Origin of the sequence: Rheinheimera sediminis (genome assembly GCF_004005375.1) — a bacterium.
GTDB lineage: Bacteria > Pseudomonadota > Gammaproteobacteria > Enterobacterales > Alteromonadaceae > Pararheinheimera.
Genome location: NZ_RZUF01000002.1, coordinates 64,521 through 89,295, shown reverse-complemented (window position 1 = coordinate 89,295; position 24,775 = coordinate 64,521). Strand labels below are relative to the sequence as shown.

Sequence of the window (24,775 nt, the reverse complement as noted above, 5' to 3'; positions counted from 1 at the left end):
GCACAGGACTTAGCAAAAATTAGTTTCAATGGCAGGCCTGACGACCAGCTCGTGAATATGAGCTTTGGCAGAGCTTGCCAGCATCAGCAGAATGACATCAGCCACTTCTTCAGCAGACAAATAATCAGGTCTGCTGGCAACACGAAATTCGGTATCCACCCCACCCGGATACACAGACAGTACTTTTACACCAGTGCCGTTTAGCTCTTTACGCAGCACTTTGCTGTAGCTATCCAGCGCAGCTTTGCTGGCGCTGTAAGCGGAAATACCGGGGTTGGAAAATAAACAGACAGTCGAGAGTATATTCAGCACTATGCCTTTGCCTTGCTGTTGCATAGCAGGCACTAATTGCTGGATAAAACGCAGTGGCGCATAAAAGTTCAGCTGCATCATCTGCTCTAGCGCAGACCAATCCGGTTCTATCGCTGCACTACGACTGCTATTGCCTCCAGCACAATTAATCAACACTTCGACTTCACCAAACCGCTGCTTCGCCTGTTGGCAAAACTTATCAATGGCGGAAGCTTCTGTGACTGAAAAATGCTGGCTGAACACTGTTGTGTCCTGTGGCAATAAAGCTATGGTTTGAGCTAGTTTGGCCGGATCACGACCACATAAACTCAAGCTATGGCCTTGAGCCGCTAAAGCAACAGCCAAAGCCCGGCCTATACCAGATGAAGCGCCTGTCAGCAAAATATGGCTGGGAGATAAGGACATTTGTATGGCTTCCGTGAAGATGAGTTTCTTCAAAAAACCCGGCCCAAAGGCCGGGTTTTTTGCTGAATAACAAACCACTTACATAGAGTAAGAGAAACCTAACAGGAAACGACGGCCCCATTCCTGATAAGCAGCCGGACGGCTTGGGTCGTTATCAAAGTAAGTCACAGCCTCTTCATTGGTCAGGTTTTGTGCTTGCAACATCACCTTAAAGGCTTCAGTCACTTCATAAGATAGACTGGCATCTACAGTACGCTCAGCTTTAGCTCTGGTAATCTCTGTTGGAAACCAGCTACCGACACGAGTGTTGGCACTGCGGTAGTTGTAAGACACCTTGGCATCAAAACCCGCTTTGTAATACCACAAGGTCAGGTTACCCACATGCTTAGACAAGCCACCCAATGGTAATGGATTATCTTCAGGCACAAACTCTGTGACATTACTGTCAGTCAGTGAGTAGTTGGCGTAGAAACCTAAACCATCAAAGGGTTCTGGCAACATGGTCAGAGCCTGTTGATACATCAGTTCCAGTCCTTTAATTTGGCCACCACTACCGTTGATAGGACCAGTAAAGTCATAGGCAATACCATCCACCATCATCACATCTGTCGAGCTGCCTATATGAGTTTTTAAATCTTTGAAAAACGTAGAGATGGTCATAGCTCTGTCGCTTGCCCAATAATACTCATAACCTAAATCGATTTGATCAGCGACAAATGGGTCCAATGTTGGATTACCACCTGAGCCTGTTCTGACCGGGCTTTGTGAATCCAGTTGGAAGCCTGTGCGCATTTCAACCAATGGCGGACGTGAAATAGCGCGAGACAAACCAAAACGCACTTGAGCCTCTTCACTTAAGGTAAAGATCATATTCAGCGCAGGTAAAATCTCGTCGTAATCATGGTCAACAGCAATAGGTGAATAAGCACCATCCTTAAACTGATAACCAGAGGACGTAGAATCTGTTCTGACATAGCGCACACCGAAGTTACCTGTGTATGGTAAGTCACCCAATTCACCGGACATTTTCAGCATGAAATAAGCCGCTGTGTTGGTCTCACCCACAAACCAGCTATTGACTCTATCCTGATCGGATTTCGCATGTTGACTACGGTTGTCAATACCACCAAAAGCCTGGGTCATAGTGGCATTCCAGTCTTTAAAGCCGTAGAGATCAGGTGAAACAAAACCCCCACCCAACACATAACTGTATCCATAATCTGTCAGTGCAGTATTGACTGGCGCTTGCCACCAGCTTTGTACATCATTATTTTTTTCACGATCGCTGTAACGACCACCTAAGACCAAAGTTTCAAATACACCCCAGTCAACATTACGTTCAAAATCCGCTCTGACACTGACCATTTGGTCGGTTAGATCACGATCTGTGTCCACGTTCATACCAGAGATGGTGTAATAGTCCGGATTACCGATCGCTTCATTGCTTTGGACAGCTAAACGACCACCGGCATTACTCCAACTAATATCCAGCGGCGTAGGACCAGAATAGGCAGAAGTAATATTCACCCAACGAGATTCAATGCCTGCTTCGGAATAGCCAATGTCATAAGTTGATGTCCAGACATCCCCCATAACTGTGGTTTTTAAGCCTGTACTTAACAGATTGTTTTCCTGAAACCAGGTGGCATTATTGGCCGAATGCGCGCCCCATAAAATGCCACCGCCTACAAGTTGCTGTGAGCCATCAGGACGGGTAACAATATCAGGCGCTGTCGCGGAATTGTTGTACCCCCAATTATTGCTGCCTTGCCAGTTACCCCAGCCATCAAACCAAAACTGGTCTTCACGTTCTTCAATATCAAACTTGGAGTAGAACAAATCGTACTTTAAATTTACCGTATCAGCAGGTTCCCATTCGAGGATCATCAGGCTGCCAACACGCTCTGTATTGCCCACCTTAGTACCTGCTTTACCACCCCATGGCGCAGCTTCAGTAATACCGTCACCGTTGACATCACCCTGATCGGATGCCGTTTTGTTATAGGAGTAAAACGCAGTTTCTCTTTGTACTGAAGGTTGGTCCTGGTAAGTTAAACCAAATACCACACCAAAGTTTTCAGCCCATTGATCAACATAAGAAAAACTGGCTTTTTCACCAGAGCTATCTGCTCCGGGTAAATCACTGGCCATTTGGTAATCCATCAGATGGCCGCTGATGTTAATCATGCGCTTGTCTTTGGCCAGAGGGCTGATGAAATTCATATTGACCAGACCAGCAATACCCCCTTCGAGGTTGTTGGCCATCGGGCTTTTGTAGACTTCGACTGAGTTAATCAGCTCAGCAGGGAACTGCTCGTAACGTACATCACGGCTGGGTTCAGCGCTGACAATTTCACGGCCATTCATGGTGGCAGCGTTTAAACGTGCACCTAAACCACGGATAGAAATACTGCTGGCATTACCACGGTCACGCTCTGCCGCTACACCGGGCAAACGGCCCAATGAGTCAGCGATAGTCACGTCAGGTAATTGACCTAAATCATCAGTAGAGATAATTTCTACCGTTGATTCTGAAAACTTTTTCTGCATTAACGACTTGCTCAGCGTGGCACCAAAACCTTTCACTTCAATGGTTTCGATCTGCTGTTCAGCCTTAGCCTTGTTCGCCTCTGCTGCGGTTTGTTCGCTTTGCGCTTGTGCATGCTGCATAGCAAAAATTTGCGTCATAGCTAAAGCTACAACGGTCAAGTTGAATTTGCCTGTCATTTCCTACCCCTGTCGGAATCAATTGTTATTTTTTTATGCGCCAAGCTGATTTTTAAACAAGTTCAGCAGTGCACAGCACAGTTATAACACTCAAGGTAAACGTTTACCAAATGTTTTTCTTAAAACATTAACGAACAAACAATAAGCAATTGATTTGATTGAAAATATAATAAGGTAATCGATTTCTTAAAATGCGAGGGGTATTTGTTGTGTGCCGAGCTTGAAACCAGCAATAGCGGATTGCTGTTGTTCCAGATCAAGATCCAAAGCAAAGACAAGCTTTAGCATAGCGGACTCTGTTGCTGACCAAGGAACTGTCCTGAACATGAATTCACCTCTTAGTGCTGCTTTTACGCCTTTATCATCAGGTCAGACTGTGGCTATGGTGCTGCAGAAGCATCTGATAAGCTGCAACCCACAGACGAGCGTGCAACAGGCCGCTCAACTGATGCAGCAACACAATATCAGCTGTATTCTGATTAAACAGAACTCAGCGATCATCGGAATCTGGACTGAATCGGACTGCAAAAAACTGGATCTGTCAGACAACAGAGTACTACAGCAAGCAGTATCTGCAGTCATGAGCCGTCCGGTACTTTCTGTGCCTGAACAGTGCAGTACCAGTGATGCAGCCGCATTGATGAAACAACAACAGATCAGACGTTTATTAGTCACAGACGCCGCAGGCCAGGCTATTGGTATAGTGACACAAACGGACCTTATTCATCAGCAGCCGCTGGAGCATTATTTGATACTAAGGGATATCAGCTCCATTCTGGTGGAACTGCCCTTGTTATTGCAGGCTGAGCTGACCGTAGCGCAAGCAGCGTTGCTGATGCAGCAAACTCAAAGAGACGCCGCTATCGTCAAGTTTGAACTGGATCAGACCAAAAACTCAGAATACGGCATAGTAACGGAACGAGATTTAGTCCACTTTATTGCCACTAACCGTACCCTTTGTATGCTGGCTGAAGTTGCAACACGACCTTTACTAACCCTTCCTTTGCACAGCAGCTTACTGCAGGCGGTGCGCCTGTTGCGCCAGCATGGTTTTCGTCATTTGGGTGTCACCGATCCCCATGGAAAGCCTGCGGGTTTGTTGTCTCACAACCACATACTGATGAATATGGAACATTTGTATATCAGTGAGCTCAAAGCTGCTTTGCTAGCCAGAGACAAAGCGCTGCGATCTTCAGAAAGCAGTCTGCGATTAGCTTACAAAGTGATAGAAGCATCTCACGACGCAGTGATGATTACCGATGCACAGGGGCTCATTCAATCCGTCAACCCTAGTTTTTGTAAGCTGACAGGTTACAGTGCTGAAGAGGCCGTTGGTCAGAAACCCAGCCTGCTAAGTTCAGGAGAACATAAGCAGGATTTTTACCAGCAGATGTGGCAGCGGCTGCAGCAGCAAGGCTACTGGCAAGGTGAAATCTGGAATAAACGTAAAAATGGCGAGATTTATCCTGAGTGGCTATCGATCAGTGCCGTCCGCGGAGAAAATGGCGCTATCAACCAATATGCTGCAATTTTTTCTGATATTACAGAACGTAAAAAACGTGAGAAAAAAATTCACGAGCTGGCTTATTTCGACGAGTTAACGGGGCTTGCCAACAGGCGTTTGTATCAGGACAGACTGGAACAAGCTTTGGCCAATGCCAAACGTCACCATCATCAGTTAGCTGTGCTTTTCCTCGATCTGGATTTATTCAAACGGATCAATGATACCCTGGGTCATCAAGCCGGTGATGAAGCTTTAAGACAGGTCGCAATGCGACTACAAAAAGCCAGCCGCTCGGGTGAATCTGTCGCCCGTTTGGGCGGAGACGAATTTACTGTACTGGTGCCCGAATGCAACGGAGTTGCAGAAATCGAAAAGCTGGCCCAGCGCATAGTGGCGCAATTTGAACTACCTTTCCACATTCAGCACAAAGAGCTGGTATTAACCACCAGTGTCGGGATCAGTATTTATCCTCAGCATGGCAACACAGCCAGTGAACTCCTGAAGTTTGCTGATGCAGCTATGTATCAGGCAAAAGAATCAGGCCGAAATAAATATAGCCTTTACAGCAGCTGCGTAGGCCAACGTCACCATCAAGCATTGCGGCTGGAACAAGCCTTGCGAAAAGCTTTGGCGCAACAGCAGTTAGAAGTGCATTACCAGCCGAAGGTAGATTTACGCACAGGACAATTACAGAGTCTGGAAGCCTTAGTGCGCTGGTACGACAAAGAACTGGGTCAAGTGCCACCAGAGCATTTTATTGCTCTGGCGGAAACCTTAGGTCTGATTCAGCAACTGGGCCAGCAAGTGCTGCGACAGGTCTGCTACCAATTACAGTCCTGGGCGGAATTAGCTGTGCCTGTGGCGGTAAATATTTCAGCAAAAGAGTTAGCAGACCCCTTATTTGTCGCACAATTCAGACAAATCCTGGCAGAAACAGCAGTCGACCCCAAACTGCTAGAGCTTGAAATTACCGAAAGTTGCCTGCTCCCAGAGCGCGAAAATCAAACCCGGCATACACTGCAACAATTACGACATTTGGGTATCAGATTGGCCATTGACGACTTCGGCACTGGCTATTCCTCTTTATCTTATCTGAGGCACTTACCTATCCATAGTCTGAAAATTGATCGGAGTTTTATCAAAGCTTTACCAGAAAATGGCAGCGACAAACAGATCACCAGCGCCATTATTGCCATGGCCAATGCATTGGGCCTGGATCTGATCGCAGAAGGAATTGAAACCCAGGCGCAAAAAGAGTTTTTACTGGCTGCGGGTTGCCAGTATGGTCAGGGCTACTGGTTTGGCAAAGCGCAAGATCCGGCAGCAACCCGGGTTTTACTGGAAAAAGCAACAGACTATTCTATGCACTCAAATAAGGATTCAGTAGTTGCCGAACATTCACATTCGCTTTAAGCCGAGCAGCCAGCAGATACAGGCCGGCCATCTTCCGGTGTAAAAATACCGCGGCTATAGGGGGTGTATGCCAGTAATTTTGGCGCAAACTCAATGCTGTACCGGCCTGCCGCACTCGTTGAGCTAAATCTGTTTGGCCAAAAGCATAAGGGATGTCTGACTGTACAGGTTCAGAGATCAGTTGAACCAAAGCCAGTACGGCCTGTTTTTGCTCTGGTAAAATATCCTGGCTAAAAAAACCAATCTGGCGCATTGACTCTTCCATCCCCACAAGATCATTGGCAATAGCTGATGACAGTAACTGACGGTAGCCCCGACTTATGACCTCGGGGTAATCTCTGCATGCACCAAAGTCCAGCAGCACCAGTTGTGAGGTCTGTGGCTGATAAAGATAATTGGCAAAGTTAGGATCGGTCTGGACTAATTTAAACTCAAAAATCTCTCTAAATAACAATGCGAAAAGTTGCGTCATCGCCTGATCACGCAGTAGCTGGGAATGCTGCTGCAAAGATTCAATAGGCACCCCTTCAACAAAGCTCATAGTCATCAGTTTTGAAGTGCAAAGCTGTGGGTATAATTCTGGCAACACATAGTTGCCATCGTCGGCTAACAGCTGGCGATAACGCTGTAAATAAGCAGCTTCCTTCAGATAGTCAGCTTCCTGATGCAACTGTAGTTTTGCTTCATTTAATACAGATTGATAATCCAACCCTTCAGGTAACAACCCACTTAGTTTTAACAGCATAGCTACATTATCCACATCGCTGTCTATGCTTTGCGCTACGCCGGGATACTGTACTTTTACCGCCAGCTTGCTGCCATCGTCATGATGAGCCAGATGAACCTGCCCAATAGAAGCCGCAGCCAAAGGAGCAAAAGTAAATTGCGAAAAGTGTTGCTGCCATTGTTCGCCTAACTCAGAACGTAATACCAGCGCAAGCTCTTTTGGCAGCATAGGATTTGCGTTAGAGCGCAATCTGGCCAATAGTTCGGTTAACTCGGCAGGCAACATATCTCCGGCGTCCATAGACAGCAGTTGCCCTACCTTCATGGCTGCCCCTCGCAACTGAGCCAGCTTATCGCTGACCCGCTGAAGATTGGCCGGAGTCAGCAATAAATCTTTGGCTTTGGGACTCTGTCCCTGCACCAGCTGTTTTGCGCCATTAAATAACACTGAGCCCGCGACACGCCCAGCCAAAGCTGCAAGGCCTCCCAAGCGGGCCAGTGGCTGGCTGGGCAACTTCGCTGATTTGTTTGTCATAAGATTCCAAAAAATAAAGTAGTGTTGTTAGTGTACGGATCGAAACAGCATGCAGCCCAAACTTAAACTATACTTCCTCTCTATTAGTCGTTTAACCATTGGCAGTTAGACTTCTTTTCGGCATACTTTGCCAATGCCCAGTGTGTTTGGCCGGGGCGAGGAGCAGGAAAAGAAGTAGATATGGACAGCAAACCAGAAACAGAAAAAATTGAGCACAGGCTCAGAGAAATTAACCGTCTTAAATTAAAACTGACCTTTGGCAATGTACCAGCTTTTTATCATGCGGTAGCCACCTCTTTAGGCATGGCCGAAGGCATGCTGAAATACGGTTTTGATAACTCACTCGATATTCTGACCAATCAGCGCAACTGGAACCTGAAGTTCCTCGGCGGCTCTGAAGATGCGGCAGGGCAAATCATTTGTCCAAACAAACCTCGTTTGTCTGTGTACAAAGTGTTTACCCCTCATGGATTTGAAATCCACTGCCTACCGTGGAAAGGGCCAAGAGAATTTGATTTTGAACTGGCGAATCATCCGCAAATGGATTTTAAGTTCTGGCGCCCCAATTCGATGAAAACTGTATTTCGTATCGCAGGTTTACACAGCTTTATAAAAATGTATTTCGAGCATGGCGATGAAGCTGATTTGCAGCTGATCCGCTGCGCCCATAATATAGCCGAAGAGTTTGTTGAACTTTTAGTGCCCCAGTTTAATACGCAAAAAGTATTTGGCGTCACTATCCAGAATTTTTTTGATTTCGCAGAAATTAAACATAAAGCTGGTGAGGAAATTTATTTACCCAAGGTCTATGCACTGCAGGAGTAGCGCTCGATACTGAGTCAGGCGTTCTAAAAAATCGCCGCAACAATGCTCCCGGCCATTGCCGCATACCGTCCTTCCATAGACATCGCCGCAACAATGCTCCCGGCCATTGCCACATACCGTCCTTCCATAGACATCGCCGCAACAATGCTCCCGGCCATTGCCACATACCGTCCTTCCATAGACATCGCCGCAACAATGCTCCCGGCAGTTGCGGCATACCGTCCTTCCATAGACATAAAAAAAGGCAGCTGCTTTGCAGTTGCCTTTTTTTGTGTTGTGACCGGTAGAATCAGATTAAATCTGTTAACCCCGGTAACTGTAATTAAAAATTACAGAACAACGATTTTCTCAGCCTGTGGGCCTTTTTGACCTTGTGTTACAGTGAACTGTACACGTTGGCCTTCTTGCAGAGTTTTGAAACCCGTGCTAGAAATTTCGCTGAAGTGAGCGAAAACGTCTGGACCTGAAGCTTGTTCGATGAAACCGAAACCTTTAGTTTCGTTGAACCATTTTACTGTGCCGGTAGTTGTATTAGACATGGTATATACCTGTATTTAATGAAATTAATATGCCTGGTTTCAGGCGGTGGTGCTGTAAGAGATGTTTTAACTTATGAATACAGGACGTACTAAAACAACAGTAACATTCGTTGTGGTGCATAAATAATGAACAGACTAACAAAGCAAGGCCAGTGTATAGGTTTTCAGGGCTGTGTCAAAGCTTATTTCACAACGTTATTAAAATAAGCTCTTTTATATACGTAAGTAATTGAAGTTACACCGAGCCGACACCTTTGCCTTAAAAGCAGGAAGGGTCAACAAAACTGTGGCTTCAAGTACAAAGCGTATAACGTTCTATATCACTGACAAATAGCTTTATCACATCTGCAGTGGCTGGTTTTCGGTAGTAATTAATCTTGTCACTGACTGCCTGATCCTCTACATAATTCATAATATTGGACGTTAACAAACCAATAAAACACTCTTGATCACGGCTACGGATCCATCGCGCCAGCTCAAGACCGTTGCGGCCGGGCAGGCTGTAGTCTAGCGAGTAAGCATCAAAGTTATGCTGTTCAATCAACGCAATAGCGTCCTCAGCGTTATTTGCAATCGAACAGTTCCAGTCAGGTTTGAAGGACTGCACATACCCTTTGGTCAGCATTAAACACACCTGACTGTCGTCTACTATCAATAAATTAAACGCCATAGCTTCGATTTCAACCTCTTCCTTGTTACTCAAACCGAAAATCTTTTACGGCCTTACACTGTAGCCAGAACTTATCCAATGATCCAGTGACAACTTCGGCTTTAGCATGCAAACTCAGTCTCAAGCTGCGCCAATCCGGGACGGCGGCCCGGATTGGAGTCTAGACATGATGTCAGCAAAGCTCCCCATCTTTGATTAAACTCCGCCGACTCTGAGGCAGGTAACAAAGTCTGCATATCCAGTAACCAATAGCCAAATGCCCTGACTTCCAACGCACAAAACAGCTGTCGCTGCTTCAGCGGCAAAGCCTGTAAGGCAGTTGCAGCGCCAAAATCGCCCAGGTACAGCCGCTGTTCACTATCCACCAACATATTGTGAGCATATAAATCCCCATGAGCTATCTGCTGCTGATGCAAATGCGCCATTACAGCCAAAACCTGTTGCGCTAACTTCTGCAGTTGCTGCAGCCTTAGATTTTGGCCTTGGGTAAAAGTATCGCGAGTGCAGGTCTCAAAAGAAGGGGGTTGCCCTAACACTGAAAAAGAAGCGGGTATCAGTTCCATCACTAAGCCAGGTAAATCACTATCTTTGAGCTTAGCTTTCACAGCAATCAGATTTGGATGCGAACCAGCATTCAGATAATTATTCATCTCATCTTTGGGACAGCCATCACTGGTCACCCAGCCTTTAAATTGCTTTAAAGCCACCAGTTCAGCGTCTTGCTCAAACCGCGCCTGATAAATCACTCCGGACGCGCCTTCGCCTAATTTATGCAAGAGTTGATACTGCTGCACGCTATGGGCAGCAACAGCTTGAGCTTCAGGCACAGGACAAGCAGGATTAGCACCCAGCGCCAGCCAAGCCAGCTTTGGCAGCTGAAATAACCAGTCGGGAAAAGTTTCAAACTGATTCAGCGATAATCGTAATAAACCCAAATCATGGCACTGCTGCATTGAATCAGGTAAGCAAGACAACTGGTTGCCAGCCATAGCTACTTTACGTAGCTTGGTATAACGACCGAAGTCATTCGGTAGTTGTGTCAGCTGATTGTCTGTCAGAATTAACCATTCCAGCTGTTCAGGCAGAGAACCTTCAGCAAACTCTGTTAGCTGATTGCCTTTAAAACTCACCATCACCAAAGCAGGGCACAGGCTTAATACGGCAGGAATATGACTGAAGTTATTACTGGTTAAAAACAGACGCTTTAACTTTTGAAAACGGTGCAAATCCGCAGGTAAGTCCGACAGTTGATTGCCGGATAAATCCAGAATTTCCAGACTGTCGGAAAAACGGTATAAATCAGCCGGAAATTCACTCAGGCCAGCAGAGAGATTGATACGGCTTAATGGCGCTGTAGTTTGCGCTAAAGTTTCAAGGCTAAACATCTGATCCCAACCTGCTGAAAAAGCCGGATTGTACAGATGCAGCCTTGATGCAACAAGTTCTGACCTTTACAGCTGATAGATTTGTGAACCTGAAACCCGTACTCGATCACCAGGGCGTAAATCGCCAATCTGCTGATAATCAAAGAGTTGAGTGCGGCCGTTATCATAATCTACAGTCACACGATAAATTTCCTCTGCCGTTTTATTATTTTTCTCAACCTGATTACCGGCCATAGCACCACCTACCACTCCAACTCCTGTTGCTATGCTCCGGCCTGAACCACTACCAAATTGATTACCAATAACACCACCTAATACAGCACCCAGCACAGCTCCCCCACCAGTGCTTCTGTTGTCCAACGCAATAATTTCAATGGTTCGAACGCTGCCAATTTGCTCAGCAGGCTCAACGCTTTGTTGGACACTTTGACGCGGCGAACTACAACCGGTTAAAGGGCTCAGGCTCAGCATAGCCAAGGTCAAAGACGACACAATAAGTGTGAAAGGTTTCATGGAAAATCCAACCAAACAGAAAGATAGTTAGTTTGAACCTTAGAGTGCAGCAGATCTGTCTGCCAGAACACACAACAGCAGTAAAACAGCATCCAGAACCCTTGTAATACAGCAAGAGTAAACCAATATCCAAACTTCAACCTGAACTGTTTCATTGATCATTGCCCTACAGGAGATGCTATGAGTCACACCTACACCCCACCGAAAGTCTGGACCTGGGACAGTCAAAACGGTGGCGCATTTGCCAGTATCAACAGACCTGTTTCTGGCGCTACTCATGACAAATCTCTCCCCACAGGCGAGCATGACCTGCAGCTGTATTCTATGGCTACACCCAATGGGGTTAAAGTGACAGTGATGCTGGAAGAGTTGCTTGAGGCCGGCCATTCAGCGGCAGACTATGATGCCTGGCTGATCAGCATTAGAGACGGTGACCAGTTTGGCAGCGGTTTTATCGAGGTGAATCCGAACAGCAAAATTCCGGCTTTATTTGATCGCAGCACAGGCAGCCGTGTCTTTGAATCTGGTTCAATCTTGTTGTATCTGGCTGAGAAATTTGGCGCTTTTTTGCCAAAAGATCCGGCCAAACGCACAGAAGTGATGAATTGGCTGTTCTGGCAAATGGGCAGCGCGCCTTTTGTTGGCGGCGGTTTTGGTCATTTTTATGCCTATGCACCGGAAAAATATCAATACCCCATCAACAGGTATGCGATGGAAACCAAACGTCAGCTCGACGTGCTCGACCAACAGCTGGCTAAACAGGCTTTTGTTGCTGGCGATGAATACAGTATTGCCGATATCGCCATTTGGCCCTGGTACGGTGCTTTGGTTTTAGGCCGTTTGTACAATGCGGCTGAATTTTTAGATGTGCAAAGTTATTCAAATCTGCAGCGCTGGGCTAAGCAGATAGACGCTCGTCCTGCGGTACAACGTGGTATCAAGGTCAATCGCAACTGGGGTGAAGCTCAAGAGCAAGTGCCGGAGCGTCATAGCGCTGCTGATTTTAATAAATAGCGCTGCGGATTTTGATGCTATCCCTAAAGCTCAATCGGAGCGATGTGCAAAAGGCAGACTGAGTTCTGCCTCTTGCCGATACTGCTCAATAGCCTTTTGCTCTTGCAAGCAGTATCGGGCTATCGCCTCATTGATGGCTTTATGCTGTGCTCTTTCCGTAAAACTGTAAAAACCATGCCGCAGTACTGGTGCAAAACCCCGTTGCAGCTTGTGTTCGCCCTGAGCTCCGGCATCAAAAAACTGCAGCCCCTGTTTAATGCAGTAGTCTATACCGCTGTAATAACAGCATTCAAAGTGCAGGAAGTTAAAGTCTTGTTCAGAGCCCCAATAACGGCCGTATAAGGTGCTTTCTGATTGAAAACACAATGAAGCAGCCACCATTTTCTCATCGACAAAAGCAGCAAATATAACTATTTGATTTGCCATAGACTGGCCCCAACGCTTGAAGGTGTCCGCAGTCAAATAACCATTATGGCGGGAACGTTTTTGGTAGGTGTCGCAGTAAAAACTGTAAAACTGCTGCCAAAAAGCAGCATCCAACTCAGCGCCAGTTAAAGTTCTGAGCTGCACGCCCTGCTCTGTCACAGCAGATCGTTCTTTACGAATTTGTTTACGTTTGCGTGCCGTCAGCACAGCAAGGAAATCATCAAAATGTTGAAAGCCCTGATTCGACCATAAAAACTGCACGTCAAAACGTTCGATAAAACCTGAGTTGCGAAACGCTTGCCGATCGTCCGGCGCGGCATAAAGGCACTGGAGATGGCTCAGCGGTATTGCTTGCTGCAGTTGATGCACACCCTGCTGTAACCACTGCAGCAACTGAGTTTTATCCAGCCCGGCAGCCAGACCTAAACGTGGTCCTTCTGCTGGTGTAAATGGAATAGCCAGTAAGAGCTTAGGGTAATAGTCCAGACCATAACTTTGATAGGCCTCTGCAAAAGACCAATCAAACAGGTATTCGCCATAGGAGTGCAATTTGATATAAGCAGGGATAGCGGCGATTAGTTTTTCGTCTTGCCATACCACAAAATGCCGCACCAGCCAGCCTGTGTCTCTAGCCGAACTGCTGCCCACACTGCCACCCAATTCCAGCGCCTGTAAAAACTCATAACGGCTAAAAGGATAGTCAGCGGGAAATAAGGCATTCCAGTCCGCTGCTTTGACTTTACTCATTGAATCAAGCCACTGCAGCTGCATATCAGGACCTTACCAGGGCGATGCGGCCAGTTTTGACCACTTGTTTATAAATACGCGGCTCTGGGGCGAGCACATACAAATCACCATTTAGACCAGTCAATTGAATAGGCACCTGACTTTGTCGTGCCACATCAGCATTGGCCTCTATATGCGCAGCTTCGCCATGCACAGGCAGCGCAATCTGAGGTTTGACCCAGCTGTACAATAACTCCAGCTCACCCCGGCATGGGTGGCCAGAAACATGAATAGGCAGGTCCGTGTTGTGACTTTGTAACGTCTGAATATCGCGTTGCTGAAATTGCTGCACCAGCTTTTCGATAAAGCCTTCGTTGCCCGGAATAATAATGGAGCTGAAGATAACTAAATCGCCACTCTCGAGCGACAGCTCACGCTGCATATCAGCGGCCAAACGGCTTAACGTGGCCTTGGGTTCGCCCTGACTGCCTGTCGCTACGACTAACACCTCTTCTTTAGGTAAATAGCCTAAATCATTAGCGTCTATCAGATGAATATCATCAGGCCAGTGGCCTGTTGCGCGGGCGGCACCCACCATATTTTGTAATGAGCGGCCAAGCAGCGCCATATAGCGGCCTGTCTTATTCGCCACTCGGCCCAGCGCTATTAAACGCCCGACATTACTGCTAAAACCACTGACCACAACCCTAGCCTGAGCCTGACTTATCACCTGCAATAAGGCGTTGTAGCAGTCGGTTTCAGATACGGAAAAGCCTTCACGCAGCGCATTGGTCGAATCACAGACCATAGCTGTAACATTTTCTTGCGCTAAACGCTGAAAAACGCGGGGTTTAAAGGCTTTACCCGTCATGGGTGTTGCATCTATTTTCCAGTCGGCCGTATGAAACACAGACCCGGCGTTAGTGCGGATCATCAAACAATGCGGCTCAGGAATGGAATGAGTAATAGAGAGAAATTGTACTGCAAAAGGGCCTATATTTTTTGTGTCGCCGGTTTTCACTTCAATGATCGGCACTTTATCCAAAAGCCCAACCTCCGCGAGCTTACGACGCAGAATTTCAGCCGTAAAAGCTGTGGCATAAACAGGGCATTTAAAACGCGGCCAAAGTGCTGGCAAAGCCCCTATATGATCTTCATGAGCATGAGTAATCACAATACCAGCCAGATTCTCAGGCTGTCTGGCGATAAAAGCTGGATCTGCAGCCACTACATCAGCTTTTTGCAGACTGCCGGCTTGCAACGGACTATTAAAAGTCACACCACAATCCACCATCAGCCAGAAACCGGCATGACCATATAAATTCAGGTTCATGCCAATTTCGCCTGTGCCACCCAAAGGTAAAAACCACAAATCAGCGCGGCCCGGTATTAAATCCACTATCACAACTTCCCAAAAAAATCTTACAGCTAATACGGCTAGTGTAAGCCCATTGGCTCAGTCAGCATAGAGATAAACAAAAGCCATTATTTGTGCACAGGCCCGGCGCTTTGATCAATTTGCTGTTGCAGCGATTTAGCAAAACCTAACAAAAACAGCAGCTCCGCCATGACAAACAAAGGTCCAATCAATAAACCGACCAAATCATCAACAAAAGCAGGTTTTTTGCCTTCAAAATAATGCCCGATAAATTGCAGCACCCAGCCAAATACAAAGACTGCGGCTGACGCCCCCAACCAGACTGCCGTACTTTCGAGCGCAACCAATGGTAATGCAGCTGCATAACAGCTGGCGCTAAACAGCAGCATCACCAGCCCCATACTCAGACTTAAGCGAAAATAAAATGCCAAAGAGCCTATCAGTAACAAGTGAGTTGCTGTAAAACCTGCAGCTATTTCAAAAGACAATAAGCTAAACAAAGCGATAACAATAAACGGAATACCAACAAAGTGGGTATAAATATTGCGCTGATCCCTGTGGTAATGGGCGTATTGAATTAAATGCTCTGACAAGGTTTTCATAGAGTTCTCCTTTGTAAAAATTCTACTCTAAGATAAAACAACGGTGAACACTGTCGGGCAGCCGACAATTTTGCTGTTGTGCGGATCTTGTGTAAAAAACTCAGTCAGGATCCAGCTGTGCGGCTTGTTTTAACAGTGTTAAATCCAGCACTTCAATATGACCATAACTGGTCCGCAGCGCGCCTGCAGCCACCAGCTGTTGCAGTAATTGGTTAATGGTTTGGCGTGACAAGGACACTAACTGCCCCAACTGCTCCTGCTGCACTGGGATCAGATAGCGCTCATCCTGTTGATGCAAACGGCATAACAGCAATAAACGCCTGGCAAGCCGCACTGAGGCAGGCAACAAGCTGATGTCTTCCAGCGCCTGAAACACCATCCGCATTTTTTCAGTAAGCAACTGACCAAATCGTTGCCACCACAAGGGGTCTTGCTGCACTAGTAGCTGCAAAGCTGAGTTGTTCAAATGTAACAACTGACAAGCCAAGCTGGCGGTCGCATCATGAGTGCGGACTTTGCGGTCAAACAAAGCAATCTCGCCTATCCAATCCCCCGCTTCCACTATAGTCAGCAAGGCCTCACGGCCAGAACTATGCACACCTGCTATCAGCAAAGCACCGGATAACAGCACATAGATACCATCAAACTCATCACCGCGACTGAATAATCGTTGCCCTGCACCGAGTTGCACCAGCCTGGCCTGAGCTACAAGCTGCTGCTGTTGAGTCACGGATAAGGCAGCAAACCAAAGGCTATGCTGCTGAAGTTGTGAAACAAAAGGATTGGACATAGCGGGATCTTCGCCTATTAAACTGAGTCAATCAAACTGAGCACAAGGTAGGAGATCCGGATCAAATCAGCAAGTACAGTGATTCAGTCTGCGCGTCGAAGCAGCATTAGTTCTTTTTACTCCGAAAAGCAGACAGGGCTGCAGATCGCAAACAGCAGATTCAGCCCTGTTTACTTACAGGCTGACCTTAACCGAACTTTATTCGGTTATGTCACATTCCGACCTCTGCTTGTGCTGCAGAATACGATACAAATTCTGATTGATCCAATCCGTCAAAGTCTCGACTTGCCCAGCGATTTCTTTGCCCATAGGTGTCAGACTGTATTCGACATGAGGCGGAACAACAGGGAAGGATTTTCGAGATACAAAACCATCCTGCTCCAGCGCTTGTAGCGTCTGCGCCAGCATTTTTTCGCTTACACCACCTATTTTTCGTCTTAACTCGCTGAATCTGTGGGTACCAGCCAGCAAAGCGACCAGAACCAGCACAGCCCAGCGACTGGTGACGGTTTGTAGCACCTGGCGGGCAGGACAATCCGGCGAAAACACCATACCAGGGATCTGTAATAAAGAAGCCAATCCGGGGGTAGAACTATTGAACTCATGTTCTGGAGCAGACATCAGATACTTACCTTTTTGTGCGTACTTACTAAATGAAATTGTGATTGATAGTATGCGCTACGAACTTAACTCACAAGGTAAATATTATGATGATTGCAATTACAGGTGCCAATGGTCAGCTCGGTCGTCTTGTTATTCAACAACTGCTGAATACAGTGCCCGCTTCACAGATTATTGCAGCAGTGCGTAACCTCGAAAGTGCAAAGGATTTAGCAACCTTAGGCGTGCAACTACGCCAGGCCGACTACGACCAACCCAGCTCTCTTCACAGTGCTTTTCAAGGGGTGGACAAAGTGTTGCTGATTTCCTCCAGCGAAGTAGGCTGGCGTGTACCTCAACATAAAGCTGTGATTGAAGCCGCCAAACATGCAGGTGTAAAACTACTGGCTTACACCAGCCTGCTGCACGCCGACCGCTCCACCCTGGCTCTGGCCGCTGAACATCTGGCGACAGAACAGTTATTGGCGGATTCCGGCTTGCCTTATACGCTGCTGAGAAACGGCTGGTATAGCGAAAACTACTTAGCCGCCATTCCGGTCGCGCTCAAATATGGAGTATTGGCAGGTTGTGCTAAGGAAGGGCGAATTGCTTCAGCAAGCAGGGCGGACTATGCCGCAGCAGCTGCTGCAGTGTTAACCAAAGAGGATCAAGCCGGGCTGGTGTATGAACTGGCTGGTGATACAGCTTATACCTTGACTGAACTGGCGGCCGAAATTAGTCTGCAATCCGGAACAACAGTGGTCTATCAGGACATGGCGGAAGCAGATTACTACGTCATGTTACAACAAGCAGGTTTGCCTGATGGTTTGGCCCATATTCTGGCAGACTCAGATACAGCAGCGTCAAGAGGCGATTTGTTTGATCAGAGCTGCCAACTAAGCCAATTGACAGGTAAAGCAACCTTGTCATTAAAAGCGGCTGTGGCTGATGCACTTAAAAACTGAAGGTATTGCTCTATAAAAAGACAGCCTGAGCTACAGACTGTCTTTTTCAATTCAGTTATAAAGGGCTAACAGCCGGGGCGACAAAAGCCGGAATATGCCAACACTCTGCACCAGCAGCTGTTTTTGCTGCTGTTATTGCTGGCATATGCTGAGCTACGACCTGGTCGACAATAGCTGTTGCCCTCAACGCCATCTGCCCAAAGTTATCTATGCCGTTATTGGCAAAACCTTTACGGGTACGGTGAATATTAAATTTGTCGGAGAAGCTGCGCCCAAAAGCCTGTTCCACCCCGGTTTTTCCCAGTATAAAACCATAAAGGCCACCCCAGGTTGCAGCCGGATTATCTGAATCCCAACCTGCTAATACCGCTATTTTTATGGTCTGCTGCATATCGCCTTCGCCATAAAACAAGCTAACCAAACTGGCAGCAAAGTTAATACCAGCTGCAAAACAGCCATTGCAATACAGTTTCTTGTTGGTAATTTCATAGCCATCTTTGGCTTCTAGCTGATAACGCTGATACAGCTTGTCTCTGGCTTTTTCCCAGGGTATTCCGGACTGATACAAAGACCAGACAAAATCAAACATCTTGGCCGGATACTGGTTTGATGGCAGCTCAGCGCGGGCTTGCTGAGCAATTCGCAGCACTTGTGGCTCTATGGCTTTGGCAGGATCTACACCTGCGGCCAGCGCATGCATCACCACATAAAAATTGGCGATATCCGCAGCTTCCGCATAAGCCGTGGTGCGTATAGGTAAATAAGCGAGCTGTGAGGCTATATCAGGGCGAAAGGGTGCAAGAATACCAAATAACTCAGTGGTCAGCTGGGCATCAATCATATCGTAGTGTGGGTTATTCGCTGGCATACCAGTAAAGGGCGGTAGAATATTGTGCTGCATTAAATCAAAAGCTTGCTGATTCGAAACCCATAAAAAGTTTTCAGCTTTACCGTTGGCCGTTTTAAATGGAGTTTCTGAATCTTTGTAAATATGCGCCAGCCAGCCATCACGGATTTGTTCTGCACTAAGCAGTGGCTGTTTGCTGTCGAACATCAATTGTAGATAAATGTATTCAATGTCGCTGTCATCATCTGAACCCCAGACTTCATCTTTACCAGCCACTACCCAATCAATAGTGTCTGATAAATTGCTGGGAATACCCTGGCCCCAGATACTAGGCTGATCTTTGCTTTGCCAGTCTTTGCGGGTATAAAACTGCCCTGCCGGCCCCTCGCCACCAATTTTATCCATCTCGGTCACCAGGCCAGTCCAGTTCGCTATACTCAACCCCAACCAGAACCCATGCACCTTGTCGGCATAGAGCTTCTTGTCCAGAAGATGGATACTGTTGGCACTAGCCTGGCACAAGGCGAGTTTCTGTTGCGCAGAGGCGGGTGCCATAACCAGCATGGTAGCAACAACTAAAACAATGAATAGCTTACGCGCAAGAAACTGCATACACCTACCATGAAAGCACTTACATAAGTCTTGTTATCCGACAGCATAGGCCGACTGTCAAGTCCGGCAGAACCAGCTTATCTGCCGATAAAGGCTCTACACACAAAAAGAAAAATCCAAAACGAAACTGTGCATGAAAAAACCTCACTTATCGACCAAAAATAAATCACCCATAACTAATATGCATAAATATGAAATTCGATTAATTTACAGCTCACGCAGATCAACAGAAATAAACAGCCCAACACTGCAAATTAAAAGGCTGCATCAAAAGTTAAACAAAAACAATCAAATGAATTTAATTTGTTAATTAATGAATATTAATTCACCACACAGTTTAGAGAGCTATTGTTTTATGAATTTTTATATGCTTTTATCGGATGAAACACCTAAAAAATACGACCAATAGAGGTAATTTCCATGCAGTTTAAGCCCAGCCTGTTATCGCTGACCATAGCTTCTGTTTTAGCAGCACCTGTCCATGCTGTAAAAGCAGAAGAGTTAGCAGCGCAAGAGCAAGAAATTGAGGTGATTAATGTCACCGCAACCCGCCGCAGCGGCACAGTGCAGGAAGCACCTCTGAATATTACAGCGCTGGACAATGATGTCATAGCACAGCAAAACATTAGTGAACTAGCAGATATTGCCCGCTGGGTACCAGGCTTAACCATTACGGATCAGGGCGGCCGTGAAGCCTCCCCTATTATTGTGCGTGGTTTAAATACCAACTCGTCAGGCCCGGGTTCTGACGGTGGCACAGTCTCTACTTATATTGGTGAACTGCCTGCTGCTGTAGATCTGAAACTGGTTGATGTGGAACGGGTTGAAGTATTAATTGGCCCTCAGGGCACTTTGTATGGCGCTGGTACTTTGGGCGGCGCTATTCGTTATATTCTGAATAAACCAGAAACTGACGTCACCAGCGCCAGCATCTTTGGCGATTTATCCTCGACGAAAGAAAGTGACAGCTTAGGCAAACAAGGTGGTTTTATTGTCAACCTGCCGTTGATTAACGATACATTAGCCTTACGTGCTTCTCTGAATTATCTGAACGACCCTGGTTACATAGATTACAACTATCTGGTGCGTGAACCAGGGGTATCACTGACCGACCCGGATTGGAGTGACAGCGCTGAAGTCGCAGCAAACATCTACCGTAAAGCCGATGCCAATGGTGAACAAACCACCACTGGCCGTATAGCTTTGCGCTGGACACCAAATGACTGGTTAGACAGCACCTTAAATTACTACTTTCAGAACGAAAAAATTGAAGGCCGTGGTATTACTCACTACGACGCCTTAGGTGCAGCTAATCCGCTGAAACCCTTGGTTGGCAAATATGAATCAGCCTACCGCTATGAAGAACCAAACGATATTGATAACTCACTGTTAAGCCTGGAAGTCACAGCCGATTTAGGTTTTGCCGAGCTGGTCTCTGCTACGGGTTTAGCTAAAGCAGAAGAGCACGGCCAACGCGATCAAACCGACTTACTGATCCGTTTGAATTTCGGCTATGAAGAATTTCCGGCCTTCTCCGCTTTTACCCGTGAAGATCAGGAGCAGGACGTATTCACTCAGGAACTGCGCTTAGTCTCCACTGGTGACAGCGACTGGAACTGGATTGTGGGCGCTTTTTATAACAAGTCTGAATTTGAAGGCTATAGCAGAGAATTTACCCCTGGTTTTGATCAATATGCTCTGACTGAATGGAAAACTGGCGGTAACCCACGTCCTGACGCTTTGGAGTATATTTCTGTCGATGACACTACTATCACTGAAAAAGCCATTTTTGGGGAATTGGGTTATCAGATGACAGAACAGCTGGCTTTTACTCTGGGCGCTCGTTTTTATGACTACAAAGTAGACTCTAAATCAGCTTACGACACACCTTTGTATTTCACTGTGTTTGAAGGTGCCGCATCGGATGCTATTACTTTAGACTTTACAAAATCCGCAGTTCAAGCTGAGGATAGCGGTAACTTGCTGAAATTTAATACGAATTACAAGTTTACTTCGGACGTGATGGCTTACTTTACTGTGAGTGAAGGCTTTCGTATTGGTGGCACCAATGGCGTGGCGCTTTGTGAGGATCCATTGCCTGTCGATACGCAACAGCTGTGTGCTTTACCAAACGAGCGATTGTTCAACCCAGACACAACCACCAACTATGAGTTAGGCTTAAAAACCACCTGGTTTAAAAACAAACTGCACTTTAACGCCGCTTTATTTAACGTCGACTGGGAAGATGCGCAGATCTCAAGCACTACTGTGAATGGTCAGTTGCCTATTATTGCTAATGCTGGTTCAGCCAATGCAAAAGGACTGGAAATTTCAACCCGGGCTATTTTACCCAATGGTATCAGCACTTATGCTACCTACGCTTACACCAAGGCAGAACTGACCAGCGATGCGCCATTCCTGTTTGCGGTAGTGGACGACCAGGGTACTGAATTGCAGGACTTTTATGACGGTAAAGATGGCGACAGACTGCCGGGATCACCTGAACATCAGTTCTCTTTGGGCCTGAACTACGAAACTGAGATTCTGGATGGCAAACAGTTGGATCTGACCTACGGTTTAACCTACCAAAGTGATGTGATTTCCAAAGTAGGCTTAAGAGCGGACGGTGAAACCTTGCCAGCCTATAGCCTCAGCAACGTAGCCGCCAAACTGGCTGACGACAGTTGGTCTGTTACCTTCTATGTCGATAACCTGTTTGATAAATATGCCTTTACTTCAGTGCGTCGTGATAAAGGCGATATTGGTTTGGCGACTTATCCAGAGCGAAATGTAAACGACCCGGCACTGCAACGTAACTACGGGCATTTTATTTTGACGCCAATGACAGTCGGTATGAAGTTTAACTATCAATTTGAGATCTAAGTTCAGTTGAGGTAAAACTCTAGTTTGAAGGGCACTAACCAGTGCCCTTATATTTTGCGGAATACTATGACTGTTCAACTCGATCCAGCCTTACGCCAACAACACCAGCACGCCATGCAACTGCTGCAGCAACGCCGCTATAAAGAAGCGCATGCCTGCTTAGCCCAATTGCTGCAACATCAGCCAGATCATGCGGATAGTTACTTTTTACTGGGTGTGATTAATCTGGAATATGGTCAGGTACAGAAATCTATTCGTCTGATGGAAAAAGCCGTCAGCCTGCATGCAAAAGATGAGTATCTGGCTCATTTGGCCAAAGGCTATAGCCTGACAGGTGCTTTAGAACAAGCCAAAGCCATAGCCCAAGCCTTGCCTGCAGAGCAAATTCAACAGGCTTTAACTTTAGATACCTTAGGCGTAGCCTTAAGCAGGGTGGGTTTACATCAACTGGCGTTAAGCTATTTTCAGCATGCGGTTCGATTGCAACAAAACAAAGCCAGCTACTTTTACAACCTTGGCGTGTCATTGAAGTTTGTTGGTGACTTTCCTTCCGCCAAAGCCGCTTTTGAACAGGCTTCACAGCTCGAACCCACTTATTATCAGGCTCATTATGCTATCAGTGATTTAGCCATGACCTCAGATCCACAGGCCAGGATCAATGAGTTACACCAGGTTAAAACCAAGCTGCATTCGCCTGATGCTTTATTGCATATAGGCCATGCATTGGCCAAAGAATACGAAGCCATACACAACTATCCGGCCGCTATGGCAGAGCTGGCACAGGCCAAACAGCACAAAGCTCAGACTCTGAATTATCAGGTCGAAGAAGATTTAAGCTTGTTTGCTGCAGCCACTCCGCATGCGGTCAGTTCTGTACTCAGCGTTACTGGCTGTCCAAGCCGCGAGCCCATTTTTATTCTCGGTATGCCCCGCTCAGGCACGACCTTAGTGGAACGTATTTTAAGCAGCCACAGCGATGTCTTATCGGCAGGTGAACTGCAGGATTTTGGTGTAGCGGTCAAAGAATTAACAGCAACACCCAGTGCTAAAGTGCTGGATCCTGAGACCTTAAGTGCTGCTTATGCGCTGGATTTTAGCGCTTTAGGCGAACGCTATCTTGAACGCAGCAGAGTGGTGACTGGCGGCAAGCCACGTTTTATCGACAAACTGCCGTTTAACTTTTTTTATATCGATTTGATACGCCGTGCTCTGCCCAATGCCAAAATTATCTGCATGATGCGTCACCCGATGGACACTTGCCTTGGCAACTACAGAGCATTGTTTTCCCTCGGCAGTCCTTATTACCGATATGCCTTTAATCTAAAACACACAGCACACTTTTATACCGCTTTCCACCAACTGGCTCTATTCTGGCAACAGCAAAATCTGCCGAATTTTCGACTGCAAAGTTATGAGGCGCTGGTGCAAAACCCAGAGCAACAGATTGCTGAATTACTTGAATTTTGTGATCTGGACTGGCAACAAGCCTGTTTACAGAGCGAGCTGAATCAGGCCCCAGTCTCTACCGCCTCTAAAGTTCAGGTGCGTGAGCCTGTCAATACAAAATCTGTCGGCCGCTGGCAGAAGTATCAGCCTATGCTGGAGCCTTTATTGCAGCAGCTGAAAGCCGCAGGTATAGAGCTATAGTCTGAGCGCTTTAGCTCAGCGCAGAGGTAGAAAAGAGCTGAGCCGCTAATTTTTGATTGATTGCAATTCAATCATGGCACATCTATGCCGAGGTGGGAGCAGACCATCCCATCAGGTTAAACAATCTGGACTGCTGTACCTTATGCCGTTAACCAAGCAGGCTAACCTAACGCAAGGGGGCGGTAAACACTAGTCCTGCTCCCACATATCATCATCACCGGCCCAGAGCTTTAATAGCTCTGCCTGTCGTGCTAACTGCGCTGCTTGTTGCGCCAACTCACCTGTTAATAGCGGGCTGCCGCTCCAGGCTGTGCCTTTAGCAGCAGCTGCCGCTAAAGCGGCCCATTTTTTGGCAAAAGCAGCCAGAGCTTCACGAGGTTCAGCACAATCTTCTGCGGGCAAAAAATCAAAGGCCACAGGCTGGGGCTGAATGCCAGTGGTATCGCCAGCTAAAATCCAGTGACCAACAAAACCAGGATCAGCCGGATCTTCCACTGCCCACAGGCCTACATAAGGTGCGGCATACCATTCTGGCCAGTCGCAAATCACGCCGTGCGGAATATTCTGCGTTTTTACATAAGCTTCAATAGCGGCGAACTGTGCATCACACCAGGCCCAATCTTCTGCTTCATCTAAATCCATATAACAGCCCTTGCTGGCTAAAAACCGCTATTTTCGCCAAGTTAAAGCAAGGCAGCAAGCTTTGATTTCAAGTACACTCTGCGCCAGAT

The 24,775-nt window shown here is 46.8% G+C and carries 20 protein-coding genes; 6 read left to right on the top strand and 14 right to left on the bottom strand.

From position 1 onward, the window contains the following. Positions 1 to 9: 9 nt before the first annotated feature. Positions 10 to 717 (bottom strand): SDR family NAD(P)-dependent oxidoreductase, encoded by a 708-nt coding sequence (locus EMM73_RS01515; protein ID WP_127684697.1) that lies wholly within the window; start codon positions 715 to 717, stop codon positions 10 to 12. Between the two features lie 78 nt (positions 718 to 795). Then, complete coding sequence (locus EMM73_RS01510) at positions 796 to 3,444, bottom strand: TonB-dependent receptor (protein WP_127684696.1); 2,649 nt, start codon at positions 3,442 to 3,444, stop codon at positions 796 to 798. 325 nt (positions 3,445 to 3,769) lie between these two features. Here EMM73_RS01510 and EMM73_RS01505 point away from each other — a divergent pair, with 325 nt between their 5' ends. Continuing rightward, positions 3,770 to 6,361, top strand: a complete 2,592-nt coding sequence (locus EMM73_RS01505; protein ID WP_127684695.1) for an EAL domain-containing protein — start codon at positions 3,770 to 3,772, stop codon at positions 6,359 to 6,361. Here the strand turns inward: EMM73_RS01505 and EMM73_RS01500 are convergent. Further along, positions 6,309 to 7,622 carry an ABC1 kinase family protein gene (locus tag EMM73_RS01500; RefSeq protein ID WP_127684694.1) on the bottom strand — a complete coding sequence of 438 codons (1,314 nt, stop codon included), beginning with the start codon at positions 7,620 to 7,622 and terminating at the stop codon, positions 6,309 to 6,311. The genes EMM73_RS01505 and EMM73_RS01500 overlap by 53 nt on opposite strands. 180 nt (positions 7,623 to 7,802) lie before the next feature. Here EMM73_RS01500 and EMM73_RS01495 point away from each other — a divergent pair, with 180 nt between their 5' ends. Further along, the gene (locus EMM73_RS01495; RefSeq protein ID WP_127684693.1) at positions 7,803 to 8,447 is read left to right on the top strand and encodes a hypothetical protein; all 645 of its coding nucleotides are present in this window, start codon (positions 7,803 to 7,805) and stop codon (positions 8,445 to 8,447) included. A gap of 329 nt (positions 8,448 to 8,776) precedes the next feature. Here the strand turns inward: EMM73_RS01495 and EMM73_RS01490 are convergent, their stop codons facing one another. The 4 genes from EMM73_RS01490 to EMM73_RS01475 form a co-directional block, all read right to left on the bottom strand. After that, the gene (locus EMM73_RS01490; RefSeq protein ID WP_008897616.1) at positions 8,777 to 8,986 is read right to left on the bottom strand and encodes a cold-shock protein; all 210 of its coding nucleotides are present in this window, start codon (positions 8,984 to 8,986) and stop codon (positions 8,777 to 8,779) included. A gap of 292 nt (positions 8,987 to 9,278) precedes the next feature. Then, positions 9,279 to 9,689, bottom strand: a complete 411-nt coding sequence (locus tag EMM73_RS01485) for a response regulator (RefSeq protein WP_127684692.1) — start codon at positions 9,687 to 9,689, stop codon at positions 9,279 to 9,281. A gap of 68 nt (positions 9,690 to 9,757) precedes the next feature. After that, positions 9,758 to 11,041 (bottom strand): leucine-rich repeat-containing protein kinase family protein, encoded by a 1,284-nt coding sequence (locus tag EMM73_RS01480; protein ID WP_127684691.1) that lies wholly within the window; start codon positions 11,039 to 11,041, stop codon positions 9,758 to 9,760. Between the two features lie 66 nt (positions 11,042 to 11,107). Then, positions 11,108 to 11,554, bottom strand: coding sequence for an outer membrane lipoprotein (locus EMM73_RS01475; protein ID WP_127684690.1), 447 nt, complete (start codon positions 11,552 to 11,554; stop codon positions 11,108 to 11,110). A gap of 180 nt (positions 11,555 to 11,734) precedes the next feature. Between EMM73_RS01475 and yghU the strand changes: the two genes are divergently transcribed. Next, entirely contained in the window at positions 11,735 to 12,568 is an 834-nt protein-coding gene (yghU, locus tag EMM73_RS01470; protein ID WP_127684689.1) for a glutathione-dependent disulfide-bond oxidoreductase, read from the top strand. Between the two features lie 30 nt (positions 12,569 to 12,598). Here yghU and EMM73_RS01465 read toward each other — a convergent pair whose 3' ends face one another. From EMM73_RS01465 to EMM73_RS01445, 5 genes are all read right to left on the bottom strand, one after another. Next, complete coding sequence (locus tag EMM73_RS01465) at positions 12,599 to 13,765, bottom strand: GNAT family N-acetyltransferase (protein WP_127684688.1); 1,167 nt, start codon at positions 13,763 to 13,765, stop codon at positions 12,599 to 12,601. 1 nt (position 13,766) lies between these two features. Continuing rightward, positions 13,767 to 15,119 carry a ribonuclease J gene (locus EMM73_RS01460; protein WP_186435089.1) on the bottom strand — a complete coding sequence of 451 codons (1,353 nt, stop codon included), beginning with the start codon at positions 15,117 to 15,119 and terminating at the stop codon, positions 13,767 to 13,769. A gap of 86 nt (positions 15,120 to 15,205) precedes the next feature. Next, entirely contained in the window at positions 15,206 to 15,700 is a 495-nt protein-coding gene (locus EMM73_RS01455; protein WP_127684687.1) for an Mpo1 family 2-hydroxy fatty acid dioxygenase, read from the bottom strand. Between the two features lie 100 nt (positions 15,701 to 15,800). Continuing rightward, the gene (locus EMM73_RS01450) at positions 15,801 to 16,490 is read right to left on the bottom strand and encodes a Crp/Fnr family transcriptional regulator (protein WP_127684686.1); all 690 of its coding nucleotides are present in this window, start codon (positions 16,488 to 16,490) and stop codon (positions 15,801 to 15,803) included. A gap of 198 nt (positions 16,491 to 16,688) precedes the next feature. After that, positions 16,689 to 17,111, bottom strand: a complete 423-nt coding sequence (locus tag EMM73_RS01445; RefSeq protein ID WP_127684685.1) for a winged helix-turn-helix transcriptional regulator — start codon at positions 17,109 to 17,111, stop codon at positions 16,689 to 16,691. An 86-nt stretch (positions 17,112 to 17,197) separates the two neighbouring features. Between EMM73_RS01445 and EMM73_RS01440 the strand changes: the two genes are divergently transcribed. Next, positions 17,198 to 18,055, top strand: coding sequence for an SDR family oxidoreductase (locus EMM73_RS01440; protein WP_315851031.1), 858 nt, complete (start codon positions 17,198 to 17,200; stop codon positions 18,053 to 18,055). A gap of 55 nt (positions 18,056 to 18,110) precedes the next feature. Here the strand turns inward: EMM73_RS01440 and EMM73_RS01435 are convergent, their stop codons facing one another. Further along, positions 18,111 to 19,514 carry an ADP-ribosylglycohydrolase family protein gene (locus tag EMM73_RS01435; RefSeq protein ID WP_127684684.1) on the bottom strand — a complete coding sequence of 468 codons (1,404 nt, stop codon included), beginning with the start codon at positions 19,512 to 19,514 and terminating at the stop codon, positions 18,111 to 18,113. Between the two features lie 420 nt (positions 19,515 to 19,934). On the opposite strand from EMM73_RS01435, the gene EMM73_RS01430 reads away from it, so the two are divergent. After that, complete coding sequence (locus EMM73_RS01430; RefSeq protein ID WP_127684683.1) at positions 19,935 to 22,397, top strand: TonB-dependent receptor; 2,463 nt, start codon at positions 19,935 to 19,937, stop codon at positions 22,395 to 22,397. A gap of 66 nt (positions 22,398 to 22,463) precedes the next feature. Then, entirely contained in the window at positions 22,464 to 24,044 is a 1,581-nt protein-coding gene (locus EMM73_RS01425; RefSeq protein WP_127684682.1) for a tetratricopeptide repeat-containing sulfotransferase family protein, read from the top strand. A 189-nt stretch (positions 24,045 to 24,233) separates the two neighbouring features. Here EMM73_RS01425 and EMM73_RS01420 read toward each other — a convergent pair whose 3' ends face one another. Beyond that, positions 24,234 to 24,686, bottom strand: a complete 453-nt coding sequence (locus EMM73_RS01420) for a DUF4826 family protein (RefSeq protein WP_127684681.1) — start codon at positions 24,684 to 24,686, stop codon at positions 24,234 to 24,236. Positions 24,687 to 24,775: the final 89 nt, after the last annotated feature.